Annotated in this window: 22 protein-coding genes; 8 read left to right on the forward strand and 14 right to left on the reverse strand. The window is 66.4% G+C overall.

Annotated features, from left to right (window positions below):
* Window positions 1–274: 274 nt before the first annotated feature.
* Window positions 275–751, forward strand: coding sequence for a DUF4124 domain-containing protein (locus tag QZ471_RS05325; protein WP_295461525.1), 477 nt, complete (start codon window positions 275–277; stop codon window positions 749–751).
* Between the two features lie 24 nt (window positions 752–775).
* Here QZ471_RS05325 and pheA read toward each other — a convergent pair whose 3' ends face one another.
* From pheA to mtnA, 4 genes are all read right to left on the reverse strand, one after another.
* On the reverse strand, window positions 776–1,870 hold the full coding sequence (gene pheA, locus QZ471_RS05330) for a prephenate dehydratase (protein WP_140217399.1): 1,095 nt from the start codon (window positions 1,868–1,870) through the stop codon (window positions 776–778).
* Between the two features lie 2 nt (window positions 1,871–1,872).
* Window positions 1,873–2,958: a 3-phosphoserine/phosphohydroxythreonine transaminase gene (gene serC / locus QZ471_RS05335; protein WP_295461526.1), complete on the reverse strand. Its 1,086-nt coding sequence runs from the start codon at window positions 2,956–2,958 to the stop codon at window positions 1,873–1,875.
* Window positions 2,955–5,795 carry a DNA gyrase subunit A gene (gene gyrA, locus QZ471_RS05340; RefSeq protein WP_295461527.1) on the reverse strand — a complete coding sequence of 947 codons (2,841 nt, stop codon included), beginning with the start codon at window positions 5,793–5,795 and terminating at the stop codon, window positions 2,955–2,957. Before gyrA ends, serC begins: the two co-directional genes overlap by 4 nt.
* Before the next feature lie 232 nt (window positions 5,796–6,027).
* Window positions 6,028–7,101 (reverse strand): S-methyl-5-thioribose-1-phosphate isomerase, encoded by a 1,074-nt coding sequence (gene mtnA, locus QZ471_RS05345; protein ID WP_295461528.1) that lies wholly within the window; start codon window positions 7,099–7,101, stop codon window positions 6,028–6,030.
* 118 nt (window positions 7,102–7,219) lie between these two features.
* Between mtnA and QZ471_RS05350 the strand changes: the two genes are divergently transcribed.
* The 4 genes from QZ471_RS05350 to QZ471_RS05365 are packed head-to-tail and all read left to right on the forward strand — an operon-like array spanning window position 7,220 to window position 10,695.
* Window positions 7,220–8,545, forward strand: coding sequence for a TRZ/ATZ family hydrolase (locus QZ471_RS05350; protein ID WP_295461529.1), 1,326 nt, complete (start codon window positions 7,220–7,222; stop codon window positions 8,543–8,545).
* 33 nt (window positions 8,546–8,578) lie between these two features.
* A complete protein-coding gene (gene ubiG, locus QZ471_RS05355; RefSeq protein WP_058772738.1) occupies window positions 8,579–9,277 on the forward strand; it encodes a bifunctional 2-polyprenyl-6-hydroxyphenol methylase/3-demethylubiquinol 3-O-methyltransferase UbiG in 699 nt (232 codons plus the stop codon).
* 3 nt (window positions 9,278–9,280) lie between these two features.
* Window positions 9,281–9,952 (forward strand): N-acetylmuramic acid 6-phosphate phosphatase MupP, encoded by a 672-nt coding sequence (gene mupP / locus QZ471_RS05360; protein WP_295461530.1) that lies wholly within the window; start codon window positions 9,281–9,283, stop codon window positions 9,950–9,952.
* A gap of 8 nt (window positions 9,953–9,960) precedes the next feature.
* Window positions 9,961–10,695 (forward strand): YciK family oxidoreductase, encoded by a 735-nt coding sequence (locus QZ471_RS05365; protein WP_295461531.1) that lies wholly within the window; start codon window positions 9,961–9,963, stop codon window positions 10,693–10,695.
* 10 nt (window positions 10,696–10,705) lie between these two features.
* On the opposite strand, the gene QZ471_RS05370 is transcribed toward QZ471_RS05365, so the two are convergent.
* The 4 genes from QZ471_RS05370 to selD all read right to left on the reverse strand — a co-directional run bounded on the left by QZ471_RS05370 (window position 10,706) and on the right by selD (window position 15,310).
* Window positions 10,706–12,583: a methyl-accepting chemotaxis protein gene (locus QZ471_RS05370; protein WP_295461532.1), complete on the reverse strand. Its 1,878-nt coding sequence runs from the start codon at window positions 12,581–12,583 to the stop codon at window positions 10,706–10,708.
* 222 nt (window positions 12,584–12,805) lie between these two features.
* Entirely contained in the window at window positions 12,806–13,096 is a 291-nt protein-coding gene (locus QZ471_RS05375; RefSeq protein WP_059226769.1) for a hypothetical protein, read from the reverse strand.
* 79 nt (window positions 13,097–13,175) lie between these two features.
* A complete protein-coding gene (gene mnmH, locus QZ471_RS05380) occupies window positions 13,176–14,276 on the reverse strand; it encodes a tRNA 2-selenouridine(34) synthase MnmH (protein WP_295461533.1) in 1,101 nt (366 codons plus the stop codon).
* A complete protein-coding gene (gene selD / locus QZ471_RS05385) occupies window positions 14,276–15,310 on the reverse strand; it encodes a selenide, water dikinase SelD (RefSeq protein ID WP_295461534.1) in 1,035 nt (344 codons plus the stop codon). The genes mnmH and selD overlap by 1 nt, the downstream gene beginning before the upstream one ends.
* Window positions 15,311–15,815: 505 nt before the next feature.
* Here selD and QZ471_RS05390 point away from each other — a divergent pair.
* The gene (locus QZ471_RS05390) at window positions 15,816–17,006 is read left to right on the forward strand and encodes a CynX/NimT family MFS transporter (RefSeq protein WP_295461535.1); all 1,191 of its coding nucleotides are present in this window, start codon (window positions 15,816–15,818) and stop codon (window positions 17,004–17,006) included.
* Here QZ471_RS05390 and QZ471_RS05395 read toward each other — a convergent pair.
* The 6 genes from QZ471_RS05395 to QZ471_RS05420 are packed head-to-tail and all read right to left on the reverse strand — an operon-like array spanning window position 17,003 to window position 21,001.
* Entirely contained in the window at window positions 17,003–17,815 is an 813-nt protein-coding gene (locus QZ471_RS05395; protein WP_295461536.1) for a DUF4892 domain-containing protein, read from the reverse strand. The genes QZ471_RS05390 and QZ471_RS05395 overlap by 4 nt on opposite strands.
* 6 nt (window positions 17,816–17,821) lie before the next feature.
* A complete protein-coding gene (locus QZ471_RS05400) occupies window positions 17,822–18,703 on the reverse strand; it encodes an alpha/beta hydrolase (RefSeq protein WP_295461537.1) in 882 nt (293 codons plus the stop codon).
* Window positions 18,704–18,734: 31 nt separating this feature from the next.
* Window positions 18,735–19,178 carry a hotdog fold thioesterase gene (locus QZ471_RS05405; RefSeq protein WP_295461538.1) on the reverse strand — a complete coding sequence of 148 codons (444 nt, stop codon included), beginning with the start codon at window positions 19,176–19,178 and terminating at the stop codon, window positions 18,735–18,737.
* A 20-nt stretch (window positions 19,179–19,198) separates the two neighbouring features.
* Window positions 19,199–19,654, reverse strand: a complete 456-nt coding sequence (sixA, locus tag QZ471_RS05410; RefSeq protein WP_295461539.1) for a phosphohistidine phosphatase SixA — start codon at window positions 19,652–19,654, stop codon at window positions 19,199–19,201.
* Window positions 19,651–19,950, reverse strand: a complete 300-nt coding sequence (locus tag QZ471_RS05415) for a DUF4389 domain-containing protein (RefSeq protein ID WP_295461541.1) — start codon at window positions 19,948–19,950, stop codon at window positions 19,651–19,653. Before QZ471_RS05415 ends, sixA begins: the two co-directional genes overlap by 4 nt.
* A 31-nt stretch (window positions 19,951–19,981) precedes the next feature.
* Window positions 19,982–21,001 (reverse strand): NAD(P)H-dependent glycerol-3-phosphate dehydrogenase, encoded by a 1,020-nt coding sequence (locus QZ471_RS05420; RefSeq protein ID WP_295461543.1) that lies wholly within the window; start codon window positions 20,999–21,001, stop codon window positions 19,982–19,984.
* A 233-nt stretch (window positions 21,002–21,234) separates the two neighbouring features.
* On the opposite strand from QZ471_RS05420, the gene fabA reads away from it, so the two are divergent.
* Together fabA and fabB are read left to right on the forward strand one after the other, a co-directional pair.
* Window positions 21,235–21,750, forward strand: coding sequence for a 3-hydroxyacyl-[acyl-carrier-protein] dehydratase FabA (fabA, locus tag QZ471_RS05425; protein ID WP_058761548.1), 516 nt, complete (start codon window positions 21,235–21,237; stop codon window positions 21,748–21,750).
* An 11-nt stretch (window positions 21,751–21,761) separates the two neighbouring features.
* The gene (fabB, locus tag QZ471_RS05430) at window positions 21,762–22,979 is read left to right on the forward strand and encodes a beta-ketoacyl-ACP synthase I (protein WP_295461548.1); all 1,218 of its coding nucleotides are present in this window, start codon (window positions 21,762–21,764) and stop codon (window positions 22,977–22,979) included.
* Window positions 22,980–23,182: the final 203 nt, after the last annotated feature.

The following is a 23,182-nucleotide window of genomic DNA, read 5'->3' on the forward strand; positions in this document are numbered from 1 at the left end:
CCCGCCGGCGGAGCGCACCGACGAACCCTATCTCAACAACGGGACGAAAAAGGCGATTGAGTGTTGACTGGGTAAGTCCATAAGGGATGACCACTGCCCCGGCGGGGCTGACGGCGGGGATGATACACCGGACCGGTTGTGGGTGCGAAGGCAAAAGGTTTTCAAAACAGCTATTTGCACGGCTTCCAAGCCGGTGAGCAGACAGCGCTCGAGCTCTCGTCGAGAGCGCCCTGCTCCGCTAAGCTTGAGCCCCTAACGTCAAGGAGGACGTCCCATGAAGAAGCTGCTCGTGCTCGGCCTGCTGCTGGGCTGCACCAGCGCGCCGGCGGCCACGGTGTATCGCTGTGAAGATGCCACCGGCCAGGTCACCTTTTCCGCCACGGGTTGCGCTCCGGACAGCGATGGCACGCTGCAGCGTGCGGACAACCCTCGCCCAGGCGGCGCCAAGCCCACCCTGATGGCGAAACCGAAAGCCGCACCGCGCAAACCCAAGGCACAGGAGCCGACGGTGGTCGCCGCCAAGACGGATGGTTGCGGCGATCTGCTCACCGCCAGCGAAAGGCGTCAGGCGATCATTCGCGGACAGGTGAAGGCCGGCATGAGCCGCGCGGACGTGGAGAACGCCCTGGGCCAACCGCGGCGGATCTCCCAACTGGACACCCTGACGCGCTATCACTACGAGGCGCGCAACCGCAAGGAGCGTTCGCGCCTGGTAACCTTCGATGAGCGGGGTTGCGTGCGTCGACGCTGACGCACGCAACCAGCCGGGACCGCGTCAGAGCACGGCGCGGGGGTAGGAGCCGAGGACCTTGAGGGCCACGGCGCTGCTGGACAGTCGCTCCAGCACGTCGCGGATCAGCGGATCGGCCTGGTGGCCAACGAAGTCGATGAAGAAGACATAGGTCCACTTGCCGCTGCGCGAGGGGCGCGTCTCGATCCGGCTGAGGTCGATGTTGTTGGCGTGGAACGGCAGCAGCAGCTCATGCAGGGCACCGGGCTTGTTCTGCATGGAGACTATGATGGAGGTCTTGTCGTCGCCACTGGGCGGCACGTCCTGATTGCCGATGATGAGGAAGCGCGTGGAGTTGTCCGGGCGGTCCTCGATCTTCTGCTGTACCGGGGTCAGGCCGTAGAGCGAGGCTGCCATGTCGCCGGCGATGGCCGCGCTGTTCCACTCCCCTTTCACCCGCCGCGCCGCCTCGGCGTTGCTGGCCACCGCCACCCGCTCGACGCTCGGATAGTAGGAGTCCAGCCACTTGCGGCATTGGGCCAGCGACTGGGCATGGGAATAGATGCGGGTGATGCTGTCGGCCTTGGTGTTCTCGCCGATCAGCAGGTGGTGGTGGATGCGCAGCTCGACTTCGCCACAGATGGACAGGTTATGTTCGAGAAAGCTGTCCAGGGTGTGGTTGACCGCACCCTCGGTGGAGTTCTCCACCGGCACCACGCCGAACTGGGAGGCGCCGGCAGCGACCTCACGGAACACCTCGTCGATGGCGGCCATGGGGCGCGTCACCACGGCCTTGCCGAAGTGCTTGAGCGCGGCGGCCTGGGAGAAGGTGCCTTCCGGGCCTAGGTAGGCCACGTGCAGCGGCTCTTCCAGGGCCAGGCAGCAGGACATAATCTCGCGGAACAGCCGCGCCATGTCCTCGTTGCCCACCGGACCGGCGTTACGCTCCATCACCCGCTTGAGCACCTGAGCCTCGCGCTCGGGTCGATAGAACACGGGCTTCTCACCCTCCGCCAGCGTCTTCATCTTGACCCGCGCCACATCCTGGGCGCAGCGGGCGCGTTCGCTGATCAGCTCCTGGATGCGTTCGTCCAGACTGTCGATGCGCAGGCGCAGGGCCTTGAGCTCGTGTTCCGACATGGTTAGCCGTGCTCCTTCTCGAATTCGGCCAGGTAGGTCACCAGGGCCTGAACGGCCTCCAGGGTAACGGCGTTATAGATGGAGGCACGCATGCCGCCCACCGAACGATGCCCTTGCAGGTACAGCAGCCCACGCTCGTCGGCACCCTTGAGGAAAGCCTTGTCCAGGCGCTCGTCAGCCAGGCGGAAGGGCACGTTCATCCAGGAGCGGTCGTTCTTGGCGATGGGGTTGCTATAGAAGTCGCTGGCGTCGATAAAGCCGTACAGCAGGTCCTTCTTCTGGCGATTCAGCCGCTCCATGGCGGGCAGGCCGCCCTGCTCCTTGAGCCACTTGAACACCAGGCCCGAGAGGTACCAGGAGAAGGTCGCCGGGGTGTTGTACATGGAGCCGTTGTCGGCCTCGACCTTGTAGTCCAGCAGCGTCGGGCAGGCGGCGCGGGCGCGACCCAGCAGGTCTTCGCGGACGATCACCACCACTAGGCCGCTGGGGCCGATGTTCTTCTGGGCGCCGGCGTAGATCAGGCCGAAACGCGAGACGTCCAACGGGCGCGAGAGGATGTCAGAAGAGGCATCCGCCACCAGGGGTACGTCACCTACCTCGGGAATCCAGTCGAATTCCAGGCCGCCGATGGTCTCGTTGGGCGTGTAGTGGACGTAGGCGGCGTCCTTGGACAGCTGCCACTCGTTCTGCCCGGGGATGGCGAAGTAATCGTACTGCTTGGCGCTGGCGGCGACGTTGACGGCGCCATAATGCTGCGCCTGCTCGATGGCCTTGCGCGACCAGATGCCGGTATCAATGTAGTCGGCCTTGCCGCCTTCGGGCATCAGGTTCATCGCCAACTGGGCGAATTGCAGGCTGGCGCCGCCCTGGAGGAACAGCACCTTGTAGTTGTTGGGGATGACCAGCAGCTCGCGCAGGTCGGCTTCGGCCTGGCTGGAGATGGCGGTGAAGTCCTCACCGCGGTGACTCATCTCCATCACCGACAGGCCACGCCCCTGCCAGTCCAGCAGATCGGCCTGGGCCTGGCGCAGCACCGCTTCGGGCAGGGCCGCCGGACCGGCGCAGAAGTTGTAGGCACGCTTGCTCATCGCTCGTCATCCTCGTCGGGAAGGTCATCGCTCGGCACGTCGCTGGCGCCGGGCAGCACATCGTCCTGGTCCGGTTCGTGGCTGTCGACCGGCAATTCCTTGTCCAGCACCTCGCCATCCAGCTCGGCCTCGTGGTCCAGCAGCTCTTCGTCCACCGAAGGCTCCTGCACCCGCTCCAGGCCCACCAGCTTCTCGCCCTTACCGAGCTTGATCAAGGTCACGCCCTGGGTGTTACGACCGGTCCGGGAGATACCCTCGACCGGCGTCCGCACCAGGGTACCCTGGTCGGAGATCAGCATGATCTCTTCGCCGTCCAGCACCTGGATGGCGCCGATCAGGGGACCGTTACGCTCGTTGATGACCATGGCGATCACGCCCTGGCCACCGCGACCGCGCTGCGGGTACTCGGCCATGGCGGTACGCTTGCCGAAGCCGTTGAGGCTGGCCGTGAGGATCTCGGCGCCCGGCTCGGGGATCAGCATGGAGATCAGGCGCTGGCCTTCGGCCAGGCGCATGCCGCGCACGCCGCGGGCGGTACGGCCCATGGTGCGCACGTGGCGCTCCTTGAAACGGATGACCTTGCCACCGTCGGAGAACAGCATGACTTCGCGGGCGCCATCGGTGATGGCGGCGGCGATCAGGCTGTCGCCCTCTTCCAGTTTCAGCGCGATCAGGCCGTTGCTGCGCGGCCGGCTGAACTGCACCAGCGGGGTCTTCTTCACGGTACCGTTGCGGGTGGCCATGAAGATGTAGGCGCCGGTGGGCTCGTCCTGGCCCGCCTCGAGCAGCTCGCCCTCTTCACCCTCGACCTCGGCCTCGACGTCGTCTTCCACCAGCACGGCGTCTTCGATGTCCAGGTTGTCGTCCTGCTCGCCCAGGTCCTCGTCACCGGCGGGCGCCTGCTGGCGCACGGCTTCCAGGTCGACCGGCAGCATGGCGGTGATGCGCTCGCCTTCGGCCAGCGGCAAGAGGTTGACCAGCGGGCGGCCACGGGCGGCGCGGGAGGCTTCAGGAATCTCGTAGGTGCGCTTCCAGTAGACCTTGCCCAGGCTGGAGAACAGCAGCAGGGTGGTGTGGCTGTTGGCGACCAGCAGGTGTTCGATGTAGTCCTCGTCCTTGACCGCCGAGGCCGAGCGGCCGCGACCGCCACGGCGCTGAGCCTGGTAGGCGTGCAGCGGCTGGGACTTGGCGTAGCCGCCATGGGAGATGGTGACGACGCGGTCTTCCTCGGTGATGAGGTCGGCGATGGTCAGGTCCACCTGGGAGGCGACGATCTCGGTGCGGCGCTTGTCGCCGAACTCGGCCTTGACCTTCTCCAGCTCCTCGCGGATGACTTCCATCAGCCGCTCGGGGTTGGTGAGGATGCGAATCAGCTCGCCGATCTGCTGCAGAATCTCCTGGTACTCGGCGATGAGCTTCTCGTGCTCGAGGCCGGTCAGGCGGTGCAGACGCAGGTCGAGGATGGCCTGAGCCTGTTCCGGCGAGAGGTGATACTTACCTTCGTGCAGACCGTATTGCTCGGGCAGGTCATCCGGGCGGCAGGAGTCGGCGCCGGCGCGCTCGACCATCTCGCGCACCGCGCTGGATTCCCAGGGCGTAGCGATCAGACGTTCCTTGGCCTCGGCCGGGGTCGGCGAGGTCTTGATCAGTTCGATGACCGGGTCGATGTTGGACAGGGCGACCGCCTGGCCTTCGAGGATGTGGCCACGCTCGCGCGCCTTGCGCAATTCGTAGACGGTCCGCCGGGTGACGACTTCGCGACGATGGCGAATGAAGGCTTCCAGCAGTTCCTTGAGGTTCAGGGTCCGCGGTTGGCCGTCGAGCAGGGCCACCACGTTGATGCCGAACACCGTCTGCAGCTGGGTCTGGGCGTAGAGGTTGTTGAGCACCACCTCGGGGGTCTCGCCGCGGCGCAACTCGATGACCACGCGCATGCCGTCCTTGTCGGACTCGTCGCGCAGCTCGGTGATGCCTTCGATCTTCTTCTCTTTCACCAGCTCGGCGATCTTCTCGATCAGCCGCGCCTTGTTGAGCTGGTAGGGCAGCTCGGTGATGACGATCTGCTGGCGGTTGGCGCTCTTGTCGATGTCCTCGACTTCGGCGCGGGCCCGCACATAGATGCGGCCACGACCGGTGCGATAGGCCTCGATGATGCCGGCGCGCCCGTTGATGATGCCCGCGGTCGGGAAGTCCGGACCGGGGATGTACTGCATCAGGTCGTCGACGGTCAGCTCGCTGTTCTCGATCAGCGCCAGGCAGCCATCGATCACCTCGCCCAGATTGTGCGGCGGGATGTTGGTGGCCATGCCGACCGCGATGCCGCTGGAGCCGTTGACCAGCAGGTTGGGGATGCGCGTGGGCATCACCGCCGGGATCTGCTCGGTGCCGTCGTAGTTGGGCACCCAGTCGACGGTTTCCTTGTCCAGGTCGGCCAGCAGTTCGTGGGCGAGCTTGGACATGCGCACTTCGGTGTAACGCATGGCCGCGGCGTTGTCGCCGTCGACCGAACCGAAGTTGCCCTGGCCGTCCACCAGCATGTAGCGCAGCGAGAAGGGCTGCGCCATCCGCACGATGGTGTCGTAGACGGCAGTGTCGCCGTGGGGGTGGTATTTACCGATGACGTCACCCACCACACGGGCGGATTTCTTGTACGGCTTGTTCCAGTCGTTGCCCAGTTCGCTCATGGCGTAGAGCACGCGCCGGTGCACCGGCTTGAGACCGTCGCGCACATCCGGCAGGGCCCGGCCGACGATGACGCTCATCGCGTAGTCGAGATACGACTGTCGCAATTCGTCTTCGATATTGACCGGGAGGATTTCTTTGGCCAGTTCACCCATGAGAAGCCTGGTTCCTTCTGATCTGAAAAGCGCTAGGGCCCGTCCGCACGTCGGCCGAGCCTGATATAGGAGAGGCGAAAGCCCGTCTGGCGGCGCCTGCCACCGGCGGCGCAAAGGGCGCTCCAACCGGTGTTCGGCACTGCATCACCGCCTGCCGAGGGCTTTCGAACAAAGCCTGTGCAAAGAGCGAAATTCTAACACATTCAGGGATGTATCCGCCCCTGCGATCACCTCAATGCAGGCGGCGGCGATTCATCAACTCGGCCATCTTCTTGGCATCCGGTCGTTCCACCACACCGCGCTCGGTGACGATGGCGTCGATGAGATCGGCGGGCGTCACGTCGAACACCGGATTGAACGCCTCTACCTCGGCGGCGAAACGCTTACCACCAACCTCCAGCAACTCGTGACCGGCGCGCTCCTCGATGGGGATGTCGTCACCCGAGGCGAGATTCATGTCGATAGTGGAACTGGGCGCCACCACCATGAAGCGCACGCCGTGGTGCATGGCGATGACCGCCAGGTTGTAGGTACCGATCTTGTTGGCCACGTCGCCATTGGCAGTGATGCGATCGGCGCCGACGATCACCCAGGCGACGTTGCGCGTCTTCATCAGGTGCGCCGCGGCAGCATCGGCATTGAGGCTGACCGGGATGCCCTCCCCGGCCAGCTCCCAGGCGGTCAGGCGCGAGCCTTGCAGCCAGGGGCGGGTCTCGTCGGCGTGGACGCATTCCACCAGGCCGTCGAGGTGGGCAGCGCGCAGCACGCCCAGGGCGGTGCCGAAGCCACCGGTGGCCAGGGCGCCGGTGTTGCAGTGGGTGAGGAAGGTCTGCTTGCTGGTGTCGTGCTTGCGGATCAGCTCGACGCCCAGCTGGGCCATGGTCAGGTTGGCCTCGCGGTCGCTCAGGTGGATGGCCACCGCCTCGGCTTCCAGCGCCGCCAGGGCGCCGTCGCCGGATGCCCGCGTCAGGCGCTCGCGCATGCGATTGAGCGCCCAGAACAGATTGACCGCGGTGGGCCGTGACGCCGCCAGTAGCTCGAAATCGGCGGTGATGGTCTCTTCCCAGTCCTCACCGGCGGCGGCGCGTTGCCGGGCCCCCAGGACCACGCCATAGGCCGCGCTGATACCGATGGCCGGCGCGCCCCGTACCAGCATGTCGCGAATGGCCTGAGCCACCTCGGCGGCGCTGTGACAGGCGACCCAGTGTTCGCGCAGTGGCAACAGGCGCTGATCGAGCAGGTGCAGAGCACCGTCCCGCCAGTCGATCGCCTTGACCTTTTCCGCCGCCAGCAGACGCTCTCGCATGATCTCTCCTCGACCTGAATCTATAGCCCGCCAGTATACCGGCATCGGCGCGCGGATTTAGCGGTAGCGCCGCAAGGACCGCTATACTGCCGGCTCGCCCCTCACGGAACCGCCGCAGATGCCCACCCCCGCGCCCCTGGACCTCTTGTTGCTCCCCAGCTGGATAGTGCCGGTGGAGCCCGCCGGGGTGGTCTTGCGCGACTACGCCCTGGGCGTGCGCGACGGCTGCATCGCGCTGCTCGCCCCGCGCAGCGAGGCCTTGCGCCACCCAGCGAAGGAAACTGTCGAGCTGCCGGGCAAGGTGCTGATTCCCGGCCTGATCAACGCCCACGGCCATGCCGCCATGACGCTCTTCCGCGGCATGGCCGATGACCTGCCGCTGCAGACCTGGCTGCAGGACCACATCTGGCCCGCCGAGGGTCGCTGGGTCGACGAGGACTTCGTCCGCGACGGCACCACCCTGGCCATCGCCGAGCAGATCCGTGGCGGCATCACCTGCTTCTCGGACATGTACTTCTATCCCCAGGTAGCCTGCGAGGCGATCCATCGCACCGGCGTGCGCGCCCAGGTCTGCCTGCCCATCCTCGACTTCCCCATCCCCGGCGCCCGCACCGCGGACGATATGATCCGCCGCGGCCTGGAGCTGTTCGACGACATGAAGCTGCACGAGCGCATCAGCGTGGCCTTCGGCCCCCATGCGCCCTACACCGTGGCCGACGCCAAGCTCGAAGAGATCCTGGTACTCGCCGAACAGTTGCAGGCGCCGATCCAGATGCACGTGCACGAAACCGCCTTCGAGGTGGAGCAGGCCCTTGAACAGACCGGCGAGCGGCCGCTGTCGCGCCTGCGTCGCCTGGGCCTGCTCGGCCCGCGCTTCCAAGCCGTGCACATGACCCAGGTCGACGACGAGGATCTGGAAAACCTGGTCGAGACCAACAGCCACGTCATCCACAGCCCCGAATCCAATCTCAAGCTGGCCAGTGGTTTCTGCCCGGTGGAGCGCCTCTGGCAGGCTGGCGTCAACGTCGCCATCGGCACCGACGGCGCGGCCAGCAACAATGATCTCGACCTGCTCGGCGAGACCCGCACCGCCGCCCTGCTGGCCAAGGCCGTCGCCGGCTCGGCCACCGCCCTCGATGCCCATCGCGCCCTGCGCATGGCGACGCTCAACGGCGCCCGCGCCCTGGGACTGGAGCGCTGCCTGGGGTCGCTGGAAGTTGGCAAGGCCGCCGACCTGACCGCCGTCGACCTCAGCGGCCTCGCCCAACAGCCGCTCTACGACCCCGTTTCGCAACTTATCTATGCCACCGGCCGCGACCGCGTCAGCGACGTCTGGGTCGGTGGCGTGCCGCTGCTGCGCCAAAGCGAACTCGTGCGCCTGGACGAGGCCGAACTCATAGCCAATGCCCAGCAGTGGGCCACCCGTATCCAGCAGGGCGCCTGACGCGCCCCGCTCTCTTTGCCCCTGGAGAACACCATGTCCAACGTCGATAACGCCGAGATCGCCAAGTTCGAGGCCCTCGCCTACCGCTGGTGGGACCGCGAGAGCGAATTCAAGCCGCTGCACGACATCAACCCGCTGCGCGTCAACTGGATCGACCAGCACGCGGGCCTGGCCGGCAAGAAGGTGCTGGACGTCGGTTGCGGCGGCGGCATCCTCAGCGAGGCCATGGCCCAACGTGGTGCCCAGGTGACCGGCATCGACATGGCCGAAGCCCCTCTCGCCGTGGCTCGCCTGCACCAGCTGGAATCCGGCGTGCCGGTGGAATACATCCAGGAAACCACCGAGGACCATGCGCGCAAGCACGCCGGCACCTATGATGTGGTGACCTGCCTGGAGATGCTCGAACACGTGCCGGACCCCTCCTCGGTGATCAAGGCCTGCCATGACCTGGTCAAGCCGGGCGGCCAGGTGTTCTTTTCCACCATCAACCGCAATCCCAAGGCATATCTGTTCGCCATCGTCGGCGCCGAGTACGTGCTGCGCCTGCTGCCACGCGGCACCCATGACTTCCGCAAATTCATCCGCCCCTCGGAACTGGGTGCCTGGGCGCGCGCCGCCGGTCTCAATGTGCGCGACATCATCGGCCTCACCTATAACCCACTGACCAAGAGATACAAACTCGAAGGCGACGTGACGGTTAACTACATGGTGCGCACCCAACGCGAGGATTGATCCATGCGTCTGCAAGCGGTCCTCTTCGACATGGACGGCACCCTGCTGGACACGGCGCCGGACTTCATCGCCATCCTCCAAGCCATGCGCCAGGACCAGGGGCTCCCGCCGGCCGATGAAGCCCGCCTGCGCGGCGTCATCTCCGGTGGCGCCAAGGCCATGATTTTGGCCGGCTTCGAGGTCGACCCATTCGGCACGGAGCTGGAACCTCTGCGCCTGGAATTCCTCGAGCGCTACCAGGAGCATTGCGCGGTCCATACCCGGCTGTTCGACGGCATGGACGAGATCCTGCGCGATCTCGAGGCCGCCCGGCTGCGCTGGGGCGTGGTGACCAACAAGCCGGTGCGCTTCGCCGAGCCGATCATGCAGCGCCTGGGCCTGGCCGAACGCTCGGCCTGCCTGGTCTGCCCGGATCACGTCACCCGCAGCAAGCCGGATCCAGAGATGGTGTTGCTGGCCTGCCGGCAACTGGACGTCGATCCCCAGACCGCCCTGTTCATCGGTGACGACCTGCGCGACATCGAATCCGGCCGCGCGGCGGGCAGCAAGACGGTAGCGGCGCGCTACGGCTACATCCATCCGGACGATCGCCCAGAGCACTGGGGCGCCGACGCCATCATCGACCACCCGCTGGAATTGCGCGCCCTGCTCGACCGCGCACTGTGCGGCTGCTAGGAGGCTGGATGTTCGATTACCAAGCCCCAGCCGACCTGCTCAGAGACCGCATCATCCTCGTCACCGGAGCCAATCGCGGTATCGGCGCCGCCCTGGCCAAGGGCTGTGCTACCCTCGGGGCACGAGTGATCCTCCAGGGACGCGATGCCGCGGCGCTGGATAGGGTCTCCCAGGAGATCCGGGCCAACGGTGGCCAGGCCGAGCCCCTGACGCTGGATCTCGAACAGGCCGATGCGGCTGCCTATGCCGCCGTGGCGGAGCTTTTGCAGCAGCGCCACGGTCGCCTGGATGGGCTGGTGCACAACGCCGGCCTGCTGGGACCGCGGGTACTGCTGGAGCAGACGCCCGCCGCGGCGTTGGCGCAGGTCATGCAGGTCAATGTGCACGCCGGTTTCGCCCTCACCCAGGCACTGCTGCCACTGCTCAGGGCGTCAGCCGATGCCTCGGTGGTCTTCACGTCGAGCAGTGTCGGGCGCAAGGGACGCGCCGGCTGGGGCGCCTACTCGGTGTCCAAGTTCGCCACCGAAGGCCTGATGCAGGTCTGGGCCGAAGAGCTGGCGGATGCCGGCATTCGCGTCAACAGCGTCAACCCGGGCGGCACCCGTACCGCCATGCGTGCGGCGGCCTATCCCGAGGAAGACCCGGCGCGCGTGCCCCTGCCGGAAGCCATTCTGCCGGTCTATCTCTACCTGCTCGGCCCCGTAGGCCGCGGCACCACGGGGCAAGCCCTCAACGCCCAGTGATGCCGCGGAGCTAGACGTGGAAGCGACGCACCAGCGTGGTGAGTTCGTCGCCCAGGTTGGCCAATTCCCGACTGGCCGCTGCGGTCGCCGCCATCACCTCGCTGGTCTGATCGGCCCCGTCGCGGATCCGCGTCACGTTGACCGCGACCTCTTCCGCCACGGCGCTCTGCTGTACCGCCGCAGCGGCGATCTGCTGATTCTTCTGCTGGATGCTCGCTACCGCGGTGGCGATCTCGTCGAAAGCCTGCCGGGTATCGGTCGCATTGGCTACCGTGCCAGACAATAGCTGTTCACTCTGGTGCATCCGGCCTACCGCTTCGTTGCTACCCCGCTGAAGCACGGAGATGAGCTGCTCAATCTCGACGCTGGACTGTTGCGTCCGCTTCGCCAGGGCACGCACCTCGTCGGCGACCACGGCGAAACCCCGCCCCTGGTCGCCAGCTCGCGCCGCCTCGATGGCCGCGTTAAGCGCCAGCAGGTTGGTCTGCTCGGCCACGGCCTTGATCACGTCGAGCACGGCGCTGATCGCCTGGCTGTCGCGAGAGACCCCCTGCAGACTGTCGGCCGCCGCGCGTACGTCCACGCCCAGCGTCTCGATGCCGGCCAGACTTCTGCCCACCACGGCCTGGCCATCGCTGACCTGGCGCTCGGCCTGATCCACCGCACCCGCGGCGCCCTCGGCATCCTCGGCAACGCTATGGGCGGTCGCGGCCAGTTCCGCCATGGCGGCGGCCACCTGATCGGTTTCCTCGCGCTGGCGCGTCATACCCAACTGGGCTTCGCGCGCCTGGTCGGCCAGTGCCTCGGCGGCCTGGCCCAAGCGGCCGATACCGTTCTGCAGTTGCAGCACCATGCTGCGCAGGGCAGCCACCATGCTGGCACTGGAACGCTGCAATTGACCGATCTCGTCCGTACGATCGACTTTCAGCTCGACATCCAGCTCGCCTTCGGCGATGCGCTCGGCGGCGGCGATTACCTTGCGGAGCGGCCGCACGATGGCCAGGGTGATGAACAACGCCGCCAGGGTGCCAACGACCAGCGCCAGCAAGGCGATACTGGCGATCGCCAGCATGCGCTTGGTCATCATGGCCTGCAGCTCGGCCTCCTGTTGCGCGTAGAGCGCGTCGACGCGCTGCACGGCGGTTTCGGCCAGGTTGGTCACGCCCGCTCCAGCGGTCTGCTCCTTGGCCAGCACGGCGGCATAGTCGCCAAGGCGAGCGGTGAATTCCTTGATGTTGGTCGAGACGTCCTGAATGACGGAAGAGTAGGCCGGATCGCTCAATTGCGGCTCCACCTTCGCCAATAGCGCCAGCGCGGCAGCAGCCGAGGGCAGCGGTGAGTCGTCCACGGTGGACTTGCTCGCCCGGGCCTGGGCCTCGTCCAGGCTCTTGAGCATCAGTCGATAGAGTTCACTCACTTGCTGGGAGAGCGCCAGCAGCTCGGCCCCCTGCTTGCCGCCGGAATCACGCAGGGCATAGGTTCCGTCATCCAATAGGCCGGACTGGAGGATATCCAGGCTATTGGCAGCGCCCTCCACCAGGAAGGTCGCTCCCTCCATGGCCAAGCGCCGGGAGGTGTTGAGTCTTTCGAATTCGTTGAAGGCCGCGCCATAGGCCTTGAGGGTATCGGTGGCAGCCGCTACGCCAACGGCATCGCCATTGCCCACTTCGCTCCCGAGCTTGGCGAGGCCGTCGAGTATCACCGGCAAGTTCTTCTGCAGTCGCTCGGACAGGGCCTTGTCACCGGTCAGGCGAAAACCCTGTTCCAGCGTCCGCATCTGCATCATCTGCCGGTTGACCGCCGCCATCTCCTTGAGCGAGCCGAAGCGGCGCTCGACATCCTTGAGCGCCAGCCCACCCTGAATGGCGACCACCAGGGTGAGCAGCAAGACGAGCCCAAAGCCAACCGCCAACTTCGTCGCGGTGAGCCAGTTGGCCAACCGAAATCTCGCCATCCTGCCCATACAGTGCTCCCAAGAGAATCGGCTCTACACGGACTTTCGTCTGCAACAGCCGATTCTTGAGGGCCTGGGAGACCAAGTCACCCGTATCTGTCGCGGGCGGTTACGCGCGAGTCGTTTTTCATGGTGGCTCTAGGGCACTACTCGCACTCAGCGCCCGGCGCGGGACTCCCGAATGTAGAAACGGGCCTTTTCCGCGTTCTTCACGCAGCCATCGTAGGCCTCGACCTGCTGCTGCGTCTTGGCGGTGGACAGCAGCGCCAGTGCCTTGGAATAGCTGACCGTGCCGGAAAATCCCTCGGCCTTGGCCAGGTCCAGTTCCTGCCAGGCGGAACGGGTCTGGCTGGCGCAGCTGTCACGATTGACCACCTTGCCCGAACAGCCGGCGAGCACGGCGAGTGCCAGGGCGGCAGACACCACTGGGACCAGTTTCGACTTCATCTTCTTCTCCTTGCGAGCGGGGGCGACTAGCCGAAAGCACCGGATAGTCGCTGCGTAGACCGCTTTCATGCGGCGCTGTTCAGCCGGCGCGGCGTAGATAGTCGACCACCGCGGCCTGGTCGCCACTGAACACCACGCGGGATGCCTTGCTCTCACGCTGGTAGGCGTACATCGGGTCGTAGTATTCCGCCAGCAGCCCCTCGATCCAGCCGCGATGGGCCACCACGTCGCCCGAGCCTTCCTGTTCGACCAGCGCCGTCTCCAGGATGGCCGACAACCGCTGGAAGCGCTCGCCGCCGAGGCGCTTGGCGATGCCGGAGAGACTCTTGCGCAACTGTTCGGCGAACAAGGCGAAGCCCTGCTCCGGTCCGTGCAGGGCAATGAATTCCGCCGCCAGGTCGACGACGTAGTCGCGCAGGATGCGTTCGACGCGATTCTCCCGACTGTCTTCCAGCCAGACCAGCGGGAACTGCTGCATACTCTGGTGCAATTCCAGCGGTAGCGAGCAGCGGCCGACCAGGCGTGATTCGTCTTCCAGTACGAAAGACGTCTGTCCGGCATGACGGCGGCGCAGCAGGTCGATGGCCAGGCGATTCTCGAAGTCGATCTGACCCGGTTGCGGCGTGGCGCGCTTGCCGAAGCTGGAGCCACGGTGATTGGCATGGCCTTCGAGATCGACGGCGTTGGCGAGCTGGGCCACCACCTCGGTCTTGCCAGTGCCGGTCATGCCGCCCACCACCACGAAGCGACACTCGGCGAGCGCCTGTTGCAGCGTCTCGATCAGGAAGGTCCGCATGGCCTTGTAGCCACCCACCACCCGCGGATAGGCAATGCCGCCCTCGCTGCGCAGCCACTGCTGGCTGATCTGCGAGCGCAGGCCACCGCGGAAGCAATAGAGATAGCCGTCCGGATGGGCCTGGGCGAAGGCGGCCCAGGCCTGGATACGCTGCTCTTTCACCGTGCCAGACACCAGCTGATGTCCCAGCTCCAGCGCCGCCTGCTGGCCCTGCTGCTTGTAGCGGGTGCCGACGCGCTGACGCTCCAGGTCGTTCATCAGCGGCAGGTTGGTGGCCATGGGAAAGGCGCCCTTGGCGAACTCCACCGGGGCGCGCACATCGATCAGCGGCACCTCGCTCAGGAACAGCGCCCGCAGGTCGCGGGCATCCTCACGCTGGGTCATCAGGCCACCTCGACCGCATGGGCGCGGCGAGCCACCAACTGGCCGATGGGCTGCAAGGCCAAGCCTTGCTCGGCAGCCACCGCCCGGAACTCCGCCTCGCCCTCGGGCGTGACGGCGACGAGCAGCCCGCCGCTGGTCTGGGGATCGCACAGCAGCTGGCGGCGGCGCTCGTCGAGCGGGGCGATGCGGGCGCCGTAGCTGTCGAAGTTGCGCTCCGTCCCGCCGGGGACGCAGCCCTGGTCGAGATAGAAATCCACCCCTGGCAACTGGGGGATGGCGGCGAAGTCGAGCTCTGCGGTCAGGCCGCTGCCATCGGCCATTTCCACCAGGTGGCCGAGCAGGCCGAAGCCAGTGACGTCGGTCATCGCCGTGACCCCCGCCAGGCGCCCGAAGCGGCTGCCGGGACGGTTGAGCTGGCACATGGTGTCGCGCGCCAGGTGCTGGTCGGCCGGCCGCAGCAGGGCGCGCTTCTCGGCGGTGGTGAGGATGCCGATGCCCAGCGGCTTGGTCAGGTAGAGGCGGTTGCCCAGGGTCGCGGTGTCGTTGCGCTTGAGATGACGCTTTTCGACGATACCGGTGACCGCCAGGCCGAAGATCGGCTCGGGGGCATCGATGGAATGTCCGCCAGCCAGGGGAATGCCGGCCTCGTCGCAGACCCGGCGACCGCCGGCGATGACCTCGCGGGCCACCTCGGGCGGCAGGACGTTGACCGGCCAGCCGAGGATGGCGATGGCCAGCAAGGGATCGCCGCCCATGGCGTAGATGTCGCTGATCGCATTGGTGGCGGCGATGCGGCCGAAATCGAAGGGATCGTCGACGATGGGCATGAAGAAATCGGTGGTGGATACCACGCCTCGCTCCTCGTCCAGGCCGTACACCGCGGCATCGTCACGCGAGGCGTTGCCGACCCAGAGGCGCGGGTCCAGGTGTTGGGCACCGCTCCCCGCCAGGATGGTCTCCAGGGTCTTGGGGGCGATCTTGCAACCACAGCCGGCGCCGTGGCTGTATTGGGTGAGGCGAATGGGATGAGACATGGGTACTCCGGAGCGGCGTGGCGCTCGGTCGACGAGCAGCGCGAAGGGGCGTCATAGTAACAAAAGCCCGCTCGGCGGCGGCGAGCCTCGGGCCTAGCAGATCGTCGGGCAAAGCAAAAGGCCTGTTTTTCGGCGGTAATCCACAGTTGCTGTGGATAACCTCGTGGAAAACCTTCGACCGGCCGCGGACAAGCGAGTGGGGATGCGGCGATGAACGATCTGGCGATTTTTTAGCCGCCTCTCCGACTATTTTTTTCCCGTGCAGGGTGGCGGTCGAAGGCGCCGTGCGTTATGGCCAGACTGGGCTAGTGTGGTGTTTCAGAAGTTCGCGCAAGAATTGGCGAGTGATTTTTTTGGCGGGGGCTAGGCGCCGCGACGAGTCATAGCAGGGCTATGGCGAGGAGTGGCAACAACGCCTGCGCCGAAAAAGCGCCGCCAAAATTGTGCAGGTAATTTCTGAAACACCACACTAGCATTGGCGGTTTCCATCAGCGCAACCTCCCGCATGTCCTCTCCCAGCCTTTCCTGCCGTTCGCCGTGGCAACGCGGCCTGTTGCTCGCCAGCCTCATGCTCATCGCCCTCAACCTGCGCCCGGCACTGTCGAGCCTGGCGCCCCTGTTGCGCCAGATCGAAAGCAGCACCGGTCTTTCCAGCAGCGCCATCGGACTGCTCACCACCCTGCCCGTCCTCTGCCTGGGCCTGTTCGCGCCCCTGGCGCCGCGCCTGGCCCGCCGCTGGGGTAGCGAACGCACCCTCGGCGCCATCCTGGCGCTGCTGGCAGGCGGCATCGTCCTGCGCAGCCTGCTGCCGCCTGCCGGCCTGTTCCTCGGCAGCCTGATCGCCGGCGCCTGCATCGGCATCCTCGGCGTCCTGCTGCCGGCCCTGGTCAAGCGCGACTTCCCCGCCCAGGCCGGCCAGCTCATGGGCCTCTACACCATGATGCTGTGCATCGGCGCCGCCCTGGCCGCCGGCGCGACCGCTCCGCTGGCCGAGGCCTTCGACGGCCGCTGGCAACCCGCCCTGGCGACCTGGGCGGCGGTGGCCCTGGTGGCCCTGCTGGCGTGGCTGCCGCAACTGCGCCAGCCGCCCAGCGTGCTGGCCCGACGCCACGCGGGAGGTTCGCTGTGGCGCAATCGCCTGGCCTGGCAGATCACCCTCTACATGGGGCTGCAATCATCCCTGGCCTACATCGTGTTCGGCTGGCTGCCCACCCTGCTGGTCGACCGCGGTCTCGGCACCGTGCAAGCCGGCGTGATGCTGTCGGGCTCGATACTGACCCAACTGGTCAGTGCCCTGACCGCCCCCTGGCTCGCGACACGTGGACGAGACCAGCGCCCGGCCATCGTCCTGGTCATGACCCTGACCCTCGCCGGCCTGCTCGGCTGCCTCTACGCGCCCTTGGGCAGCCTCTGGCTCTGGGCCGTGGTGCTGGGAATGGGCCAGGGCGGCACCTTCAGCCTGGCCCTCGCCCTGCTGGTATTGCGCTCGCGGGATGCGGAGACTGCCGGACGGCTCTCGGGGATGGCCCAGGGTGCCGGCTACAGCCTGGCCTCGCTCGGTCCACTACTGGTCGGCATCCTTCACGACGCCACCCACAGCTGGGCGCCCATGGGCGTGCTCTTTACCCTGATCGCCGTATTGGCCACGCTGTTCGGCCTGGGCGCCGGGCGCACTCGCTACGTCAACGACGTCTAGGGCTGTCGATAGAGACCGGCCGGCCGGCTCGCATCGCTCTGTAGCCGCGTAGCGCGAATACCTGCCTGGCTCAGGGCGCCCTGCCAGGCCGCGGCCTGGGCGCCGCCCAGGATCACGGCCACGTCGCCATTGAGCGCCAGGGCCGCGGCCAGCCGCGCCACCCAGGGCTGCTCCGGCGCGGCGCTCAGTACCGGCAGCAGCAGTTGACCGTCGCGCTGCAACTCCTTGAGCAGGGTACTGGCGCTGGGCAGCAAGGCGGGCAACGGCTGCGCGGACTGCAGGCGCTCGGCATGCAGGTAGCCGCGGCGATTGCCGCGGGTGATGCCGTAGAGCGTCAGCACCGTCTGGGGTTCGGCCAACTGCAGCACCAACAGCCCTTGCTGATCGTCGGGGCCATAGAGCATGGCTTCGCCAAGGATGTTGTTGGCGATGACGTTGCTGGCGCCGCAATCGCGCCCCTCGCACCAGTAGAGCAGCGTCGCGCCGCGCTGCTGCAGGCGCTGACGCTCGGCGTCGAGGCGAGCCAGTGGCGGATGACCGCTGGCCAGCTCGAAGGTCTGGGCCTGCAGTTCGCCTTCGACCTGCAGCGAATCCTCCAGCCGCAGCCGCCCGCCGATGCGGCTGGCCGGTCCCAGGGGATAGAGGCGCTCCGTCACGGCCGGTCCGCTGTCGCGGACGAGCTGCGCGTGGTCGAAGGGTTCGAGTTCGGCCAATACGGCAGCCTGCACGCCGCCCAGGGACGACAGCAGGCCAACCAGCAGCAGACGGCGGGCAAGGATGAGAGATGGATCACAACGACGGCTAGGCATGCCGCATTATTCAGGCAGCCCGTCCCTGGCGGCAAAGAAGGCATTGAAACAATCTGCGACGGCCGCAGCGCCCTCCTCGTCATCGAGATGCAGATGATGACCACCCGGCAGCTCGTAGAGATTGAACGAAGGCTGTTCCCGGGCCAGCGCCATGGCTTCGGCATGGGGCGCCAGCAGCCCGTTCGCGGCGACCACCAAGGCGGTTGGGCAACGCACGGCGCGCACGCAGGCGCGGGCCTGCTCCGGGGTGAATCTCAGCCGGCTGGGCAGGCGTAGCGAGGGATCGGAACGCCAGGTGTAGCCGCCCGGCACCGCCATCAGACCACGCTCGGCGAGTAGCTCCGCGGCTTCGCGACTGACCGTCAGAGCGCCCTTCAGCCGTGCCGCCACAGCATCCTCCACCGAGGCATAGACCGGCTTGCGGCGGTTGGGCAGTTCCAGTTCGGCAAGCAGCGCCTTGCCGAGTTTTTCCGGAGCCTCCTCCGCCGGCGTGGTGTAGGGCAGCAGGCCGTCGATCAGCGCCAGCCGCTCGATCTGCTCCGGTAGGGCCGCGGCGGCGATTACGCCAACGATGGCGCCCATGGAGTGGCCAAGCAGGCCAAAGCGATCCCAGCCCAGTTGCCGAGCGGCAGAGAGCACGTCCAGCCCATAGTCCTGGATGGCGTAGCCAACCCCGGCCGGACGATGGGCCGACAGTCCGTGCCCAGGCAGGTCCAGGGCGACGATGCGCAAACCCTGCAGCCGAGGGGCGAGCTGGGCGAAGGTCATGGCATTGTCCAGCCAGCCATGCAGCGCCAGCACCGGATAGCCGTCTTCCGGGCCGAAGACCCGGGCGCTCAGCTCGATATGGGGCAATTCCAGGCGCAACTCCTGCACCTGGGCAGTCATGGCCTCAGCTCCACCGGCAGTATTGCGCGCTTCATGCCGTGGAAGCTTCCCGGGTCAAGGGGACCACGGCTACCGTCAGCCGCGACACGCAGGTCAAACGCCCTTCCTCATCGCTCAGGCGGATGTCCCAGACATGGCTGCTGCGCCCCAGGTGGAGGGGGCGGGCGACCGCCGTCACGCGTCCGGAGCGTACGCCGCGCAGGTGATTGGCATTGATCTCCTGCCCCACACAATAGAAGCGCGAACGATCCACGCAGAGCATGCTGGCGATCGAGCCCACGGTTTCCGCCAAGGCCACCGAGGCACCGCCGTGCAGCAGCCCCATGGGCTGATGGGTACGCCGGTCAACCACCATACTGGCGGTCAGGCTGCTGTCGTCCCAGGCTTCGATACGCATGTCCAGGTGTTCGGCCAGGGTGTTCTCCAGCGCGCGCTCGAGGTCCTCAGGATCCGGAAGGGTCTGCCAGATGCTCATGTGCTTTCCTTGAAAGGGCGTCAGCCGTGGAAGCGACTGACCAGATCGAAACCGCCGGCCAGGGGCAGCGGTGCCTCCAGGCACAACAGGGAAGCGGTACCCATGGCCACCGGAGCCTGTCGATGACCGTGCAGCAACCAGCCGGCCAGTTCACCGACGAAGGGATTGTGGGTCACCAGCAGCAGCTCCTCCACCTCCAGTCGCGCCAGTTCGGCCAAGGCGCGTTCCGGATCGCCATCGGGCGTGGCCCAGGAGACGCTGTGCCGCTCGCCTGGCCAGTCCAACTGCTGCTGAACCAGGGCCGCCGTCTGCTGCGCTCGCACATAGGGACTGGCCAGGATGAGTTGCAGCCGGGCATCCCGCAGTTGCAGGGCACTGCGCAGCACCTCGGCGCGACCGGCCGCGGTCAGCTCACGCAGCTCGTCGCTCGCCGCCCGCGCCTCGGCTTCACCATGCCTGAGCAGCCAGAGCTTCATGGCGCGGTGGCGGAGCGGTCTTCGGGCAATTCCTCGGCCGGCCAGTCGGCGAAGGGCCAGGGTTTCGCCTCGCAGGCGAAGGTGCCGAACCGCACGATCTGCGCCAGGTAGGTCGCCAGCGCGGCGCCGAAACCGGTCAGGCCAGGATGGGGTTCGCCCTTGACCAGGCGCACCACCAGCTGCACCAGCACCACCATCGCCAGCACATATTGCGCGCCTAGCCAGACGAACAGGAACAGCAGCATCCAGATCAGGCGCAGGCCCAGCAGCTCGCGGGAATGCTCGGGTTGAGACATGGAAATTCCTCTTTTCAGACAGTGTAGCGGATCAACCGAATGCGTCCGCCACATCGACATCGGTCTTGGGCTCGCCGCCCATCAGGGCCTCGATCACCTGGCCCAGGCTGCGGCCCTCGAACAGAATGGCATAGAGGCCGTTGACCAGGGGCATGTAGACGCCCAGTTCATCCGCCTTTTCCTTGAGCACGCGCAGGGTATTGACACCCTCGGCGGTCTCGCCGATCTGGGCTACCGCGTCGTCCAGGCTGAGCCCGCGACCCAGAGCGTGACCCACCCGGTAGTTGCGACTCTTCTCCGACGAGCAGGTCACGATCAGATCCCCTACCCCGGCCAGGCCCAGGTAGGTGATGGGGTTGGCACCGCGCTGCACGGCGAAGCGGGTCATCTCGGCCAGGGCGCGGGTGATCAGCATGCTGCGAGTGTTTTCGCCCATTTCCAGTGCCGCCGCCATGCCGGCGATGATGGCGTAGACGTTCTTCAAGGCCCCGGCCAGCTCCACACCGAGGCGGTCGGCACTGGCGTAGACGCGGAAGGTGCGGCCATGCAGCGCCGCCTGGACCCGGCGGCAGACTTCCTCGTCCTCGCTCGCCACCACGGTGGCGGTGAGCTGGTGCTCGGCGATCTCGCGGGCGAGATTGGGGCCGGAAATGATGCCGATGCGCGCCCGCGGCACGATCTCCGCGAGGATCTCGCTCATCAGCATGAAGGAATGTGCCTCGATGCCCTTGGTGGTGCTGACCAGGAAGCGGCCTTCCAACTGGGTCGCGATGGGCGCCAGGGCCTGGCGCAGGGCGCTCGACGGCAGCGCCACCAATACCAGCTCGCAATCGGCGATGGCGCCCTGCAGATCGCTGGTCGCCTCGACCGCGGCGTGCACCTTGATACCCTTCAGATAGCGGGGATTCTCCCGCTCGCGACGGATGGTCTCGGCCTGTTGCGGATCGCGCATCCACAGGCGTACCGGCAGCCCGTTCTCGGCGACCAGATTGGCCAGGGCGGTACCGAAACTGCCGCCGCCCAGGACGGCGATGGGGGATTGGACTGTCATCGAAACTCTCGTCTTCACCGCGATCGCGCGGCCTCGTCGCCAGTATACGGCAGCCGCTCGCGCGGCCCAGGATGGAGAATTGACTGCGGAAAGTGCACAATGGTCCGTTAACGAGCGGGGCGCTGGCCTGTGACTTTCCCCATGCCCCGGCAGTCTACTGCTACACGAAGCCATACCCAGAGCGACCATTGGAGTCGCCAGAGCCTGGACCTAGGCCAGCTACAGGAGCTTGCATGACCAAACAACACGCCTTTACCTACGAAGACTTGCTGCGCTGCAGCCGTGGCGAGCTCTTCGGGCCGGGCAACGCCCAACTGCCCGCGCCGAACATGCTGATGATCGATCGGATCGTGCATATCAGCGAGGTAGGCGGGAAATACGGCAAGGGCGAACTGGTGGCGGAACTCGATATCCGTCCCGATCTCTGGTTCTTCGGTTGCCACTTCGAGGGTGACCCGGTGATGCCGGGTTGCCTGGGCCTGGATGCCATGTGGCAGTTGGTCGGTTTCTACCTTGGCTGGCAGGGCAATCCGGGTCGCGGTCGCGCCCTGGGCTCCGGCGAAGTGAAGTTCTTCGGCCAGGTACTGCCGACCGCCAAGAAGGTCACCTACAATATCCATATCAAACGCACCATCAACAGGTCGCTGATTCTGGCCATCGCCGATGGCACCGTAAGCGTGGACGGCCGCGAGATCTACTCCGCCGAAGGTCTGCGCGTCGGCCTGTTCACTTCCACCGATAGCTTCTAAGGGCTTTTCGCATGCGTCGCGTCGTCATTACCGGTCTGGGTATCGTTTCGTGCCTGGGCAATGATAAAGACACCGTTTCCGCCAACCTGCGCGCGGGCCGTGCCGGCATCCGTCACAACCCGGAATACGCCGAGATGGGTCTGCGCAGTCAGGTTTCCGGTTCCATCGACCTGAACCTCGAAGAATTGATCGACCGCAAGGTCAAGCGCTTCGTCGGCGATGCCGCCGCCTACGCCTACCTGGCGATGGAGCAGGCGATCAAGGATTCCGGCCTGTCCGAAGAGCAGGTGTCCAACCCCCGCACCGGCCTGATCGCCGGCTCCGGTGGCGCTTCCACCTTCAACCAGATGGAAGCCCTGGACATCCTGCGCGAGAAGGGCGTCAAGCGCGTCGGTCCCTACCGCGTGACCCGGACCATGAGCAGCACGGTCTCCGCCTGCCTGGCCACTCCCTTCAAGATCAAGGGCCTGAACTACTCCGTGGCCTCGGCCTGCGCCACCAGCGCCCACTGCATCGGCCTGGCCATGGAGCAGATCCAGCTCGGCAAGCAGGATGTGGTCTTCGCCGGCGGTGGCGAGGAAGAGCACTGGACCCAGAGCATGCTGTTCGATGCCATGGGCGCCCTCTCCAGCGACTACAACGAGACGCCGGAAAAGGCTTCCCGTGCCTACGACAGCAAGCGTGACGGTTTCGTCATCGCCGGCGGCGGCGGCATGGTGGTGGTCGAGGAACTCGAACACGCCCTGGCCCGTGGCGCCAAGATCTATGCCGAGATCGTCGGCTACGGCGCGACCTCCGACGGCTACGACATGGTCGCCCCGAGCGGCGAAGGCGCCATCCGCTGCATGCAGCAGGCGCTGTCCACCGTCGACGGCGAGATCGACTACCTGAACACCCACGGCACCTCCACCCCGGTGGGCGACGTGGCCGAGATCAAGGGCGTGCGCGCCGTGTTCGGCGACAAGGCTCCGGTCATCAGCTCCACCAAGAGCCTGTCCGGTCACTCCCTGGGCGCTGCCGGTGTGCACGAGGCCATCTACTGCATGCTGATGATGGAAGGCAACTTCATCGCCGGCTCGGCCAACATCGACGAGCTGGACCCGGAAGTCGCCGACATGCCGATCCTGCGCGAGACCAAGGAAGACGCCAAGCTGAACCTCATCATGAGCAACAGCTTCGGCTTCGGCGGCACCAATGCCACCCTGGTCCTCAAGCGCTGGCAGGGCTGATAGGCCCTCGCTCGTGTGACCCGAACGGCGCCTCTGGCGCCGTTTTTCATTTCTGCTCCCTGCCCGGCTGAACCGGTCATGGCCCCCCGCGGTCGAAGGCGCCAGCGCTTCGCCTGCGAACCTCCAGGAAGAATGGATTCAGCAGCGCGAATAGCTTAATCTCGCGCCGCTTCGCTGTGCCTGCACAGCTGCCTTAGACAGCG

Source organism: uncultured Pseudomonas sp. (assembly GCF_913774235.1).
In the GTDB taxonomy this organism is placed as follows: domain Bacteria; phylum Pseudomonadota; class Gammaproteobacteria; order Pseudomonadales; family Pseudomonadaceae; genus Chryseomonas.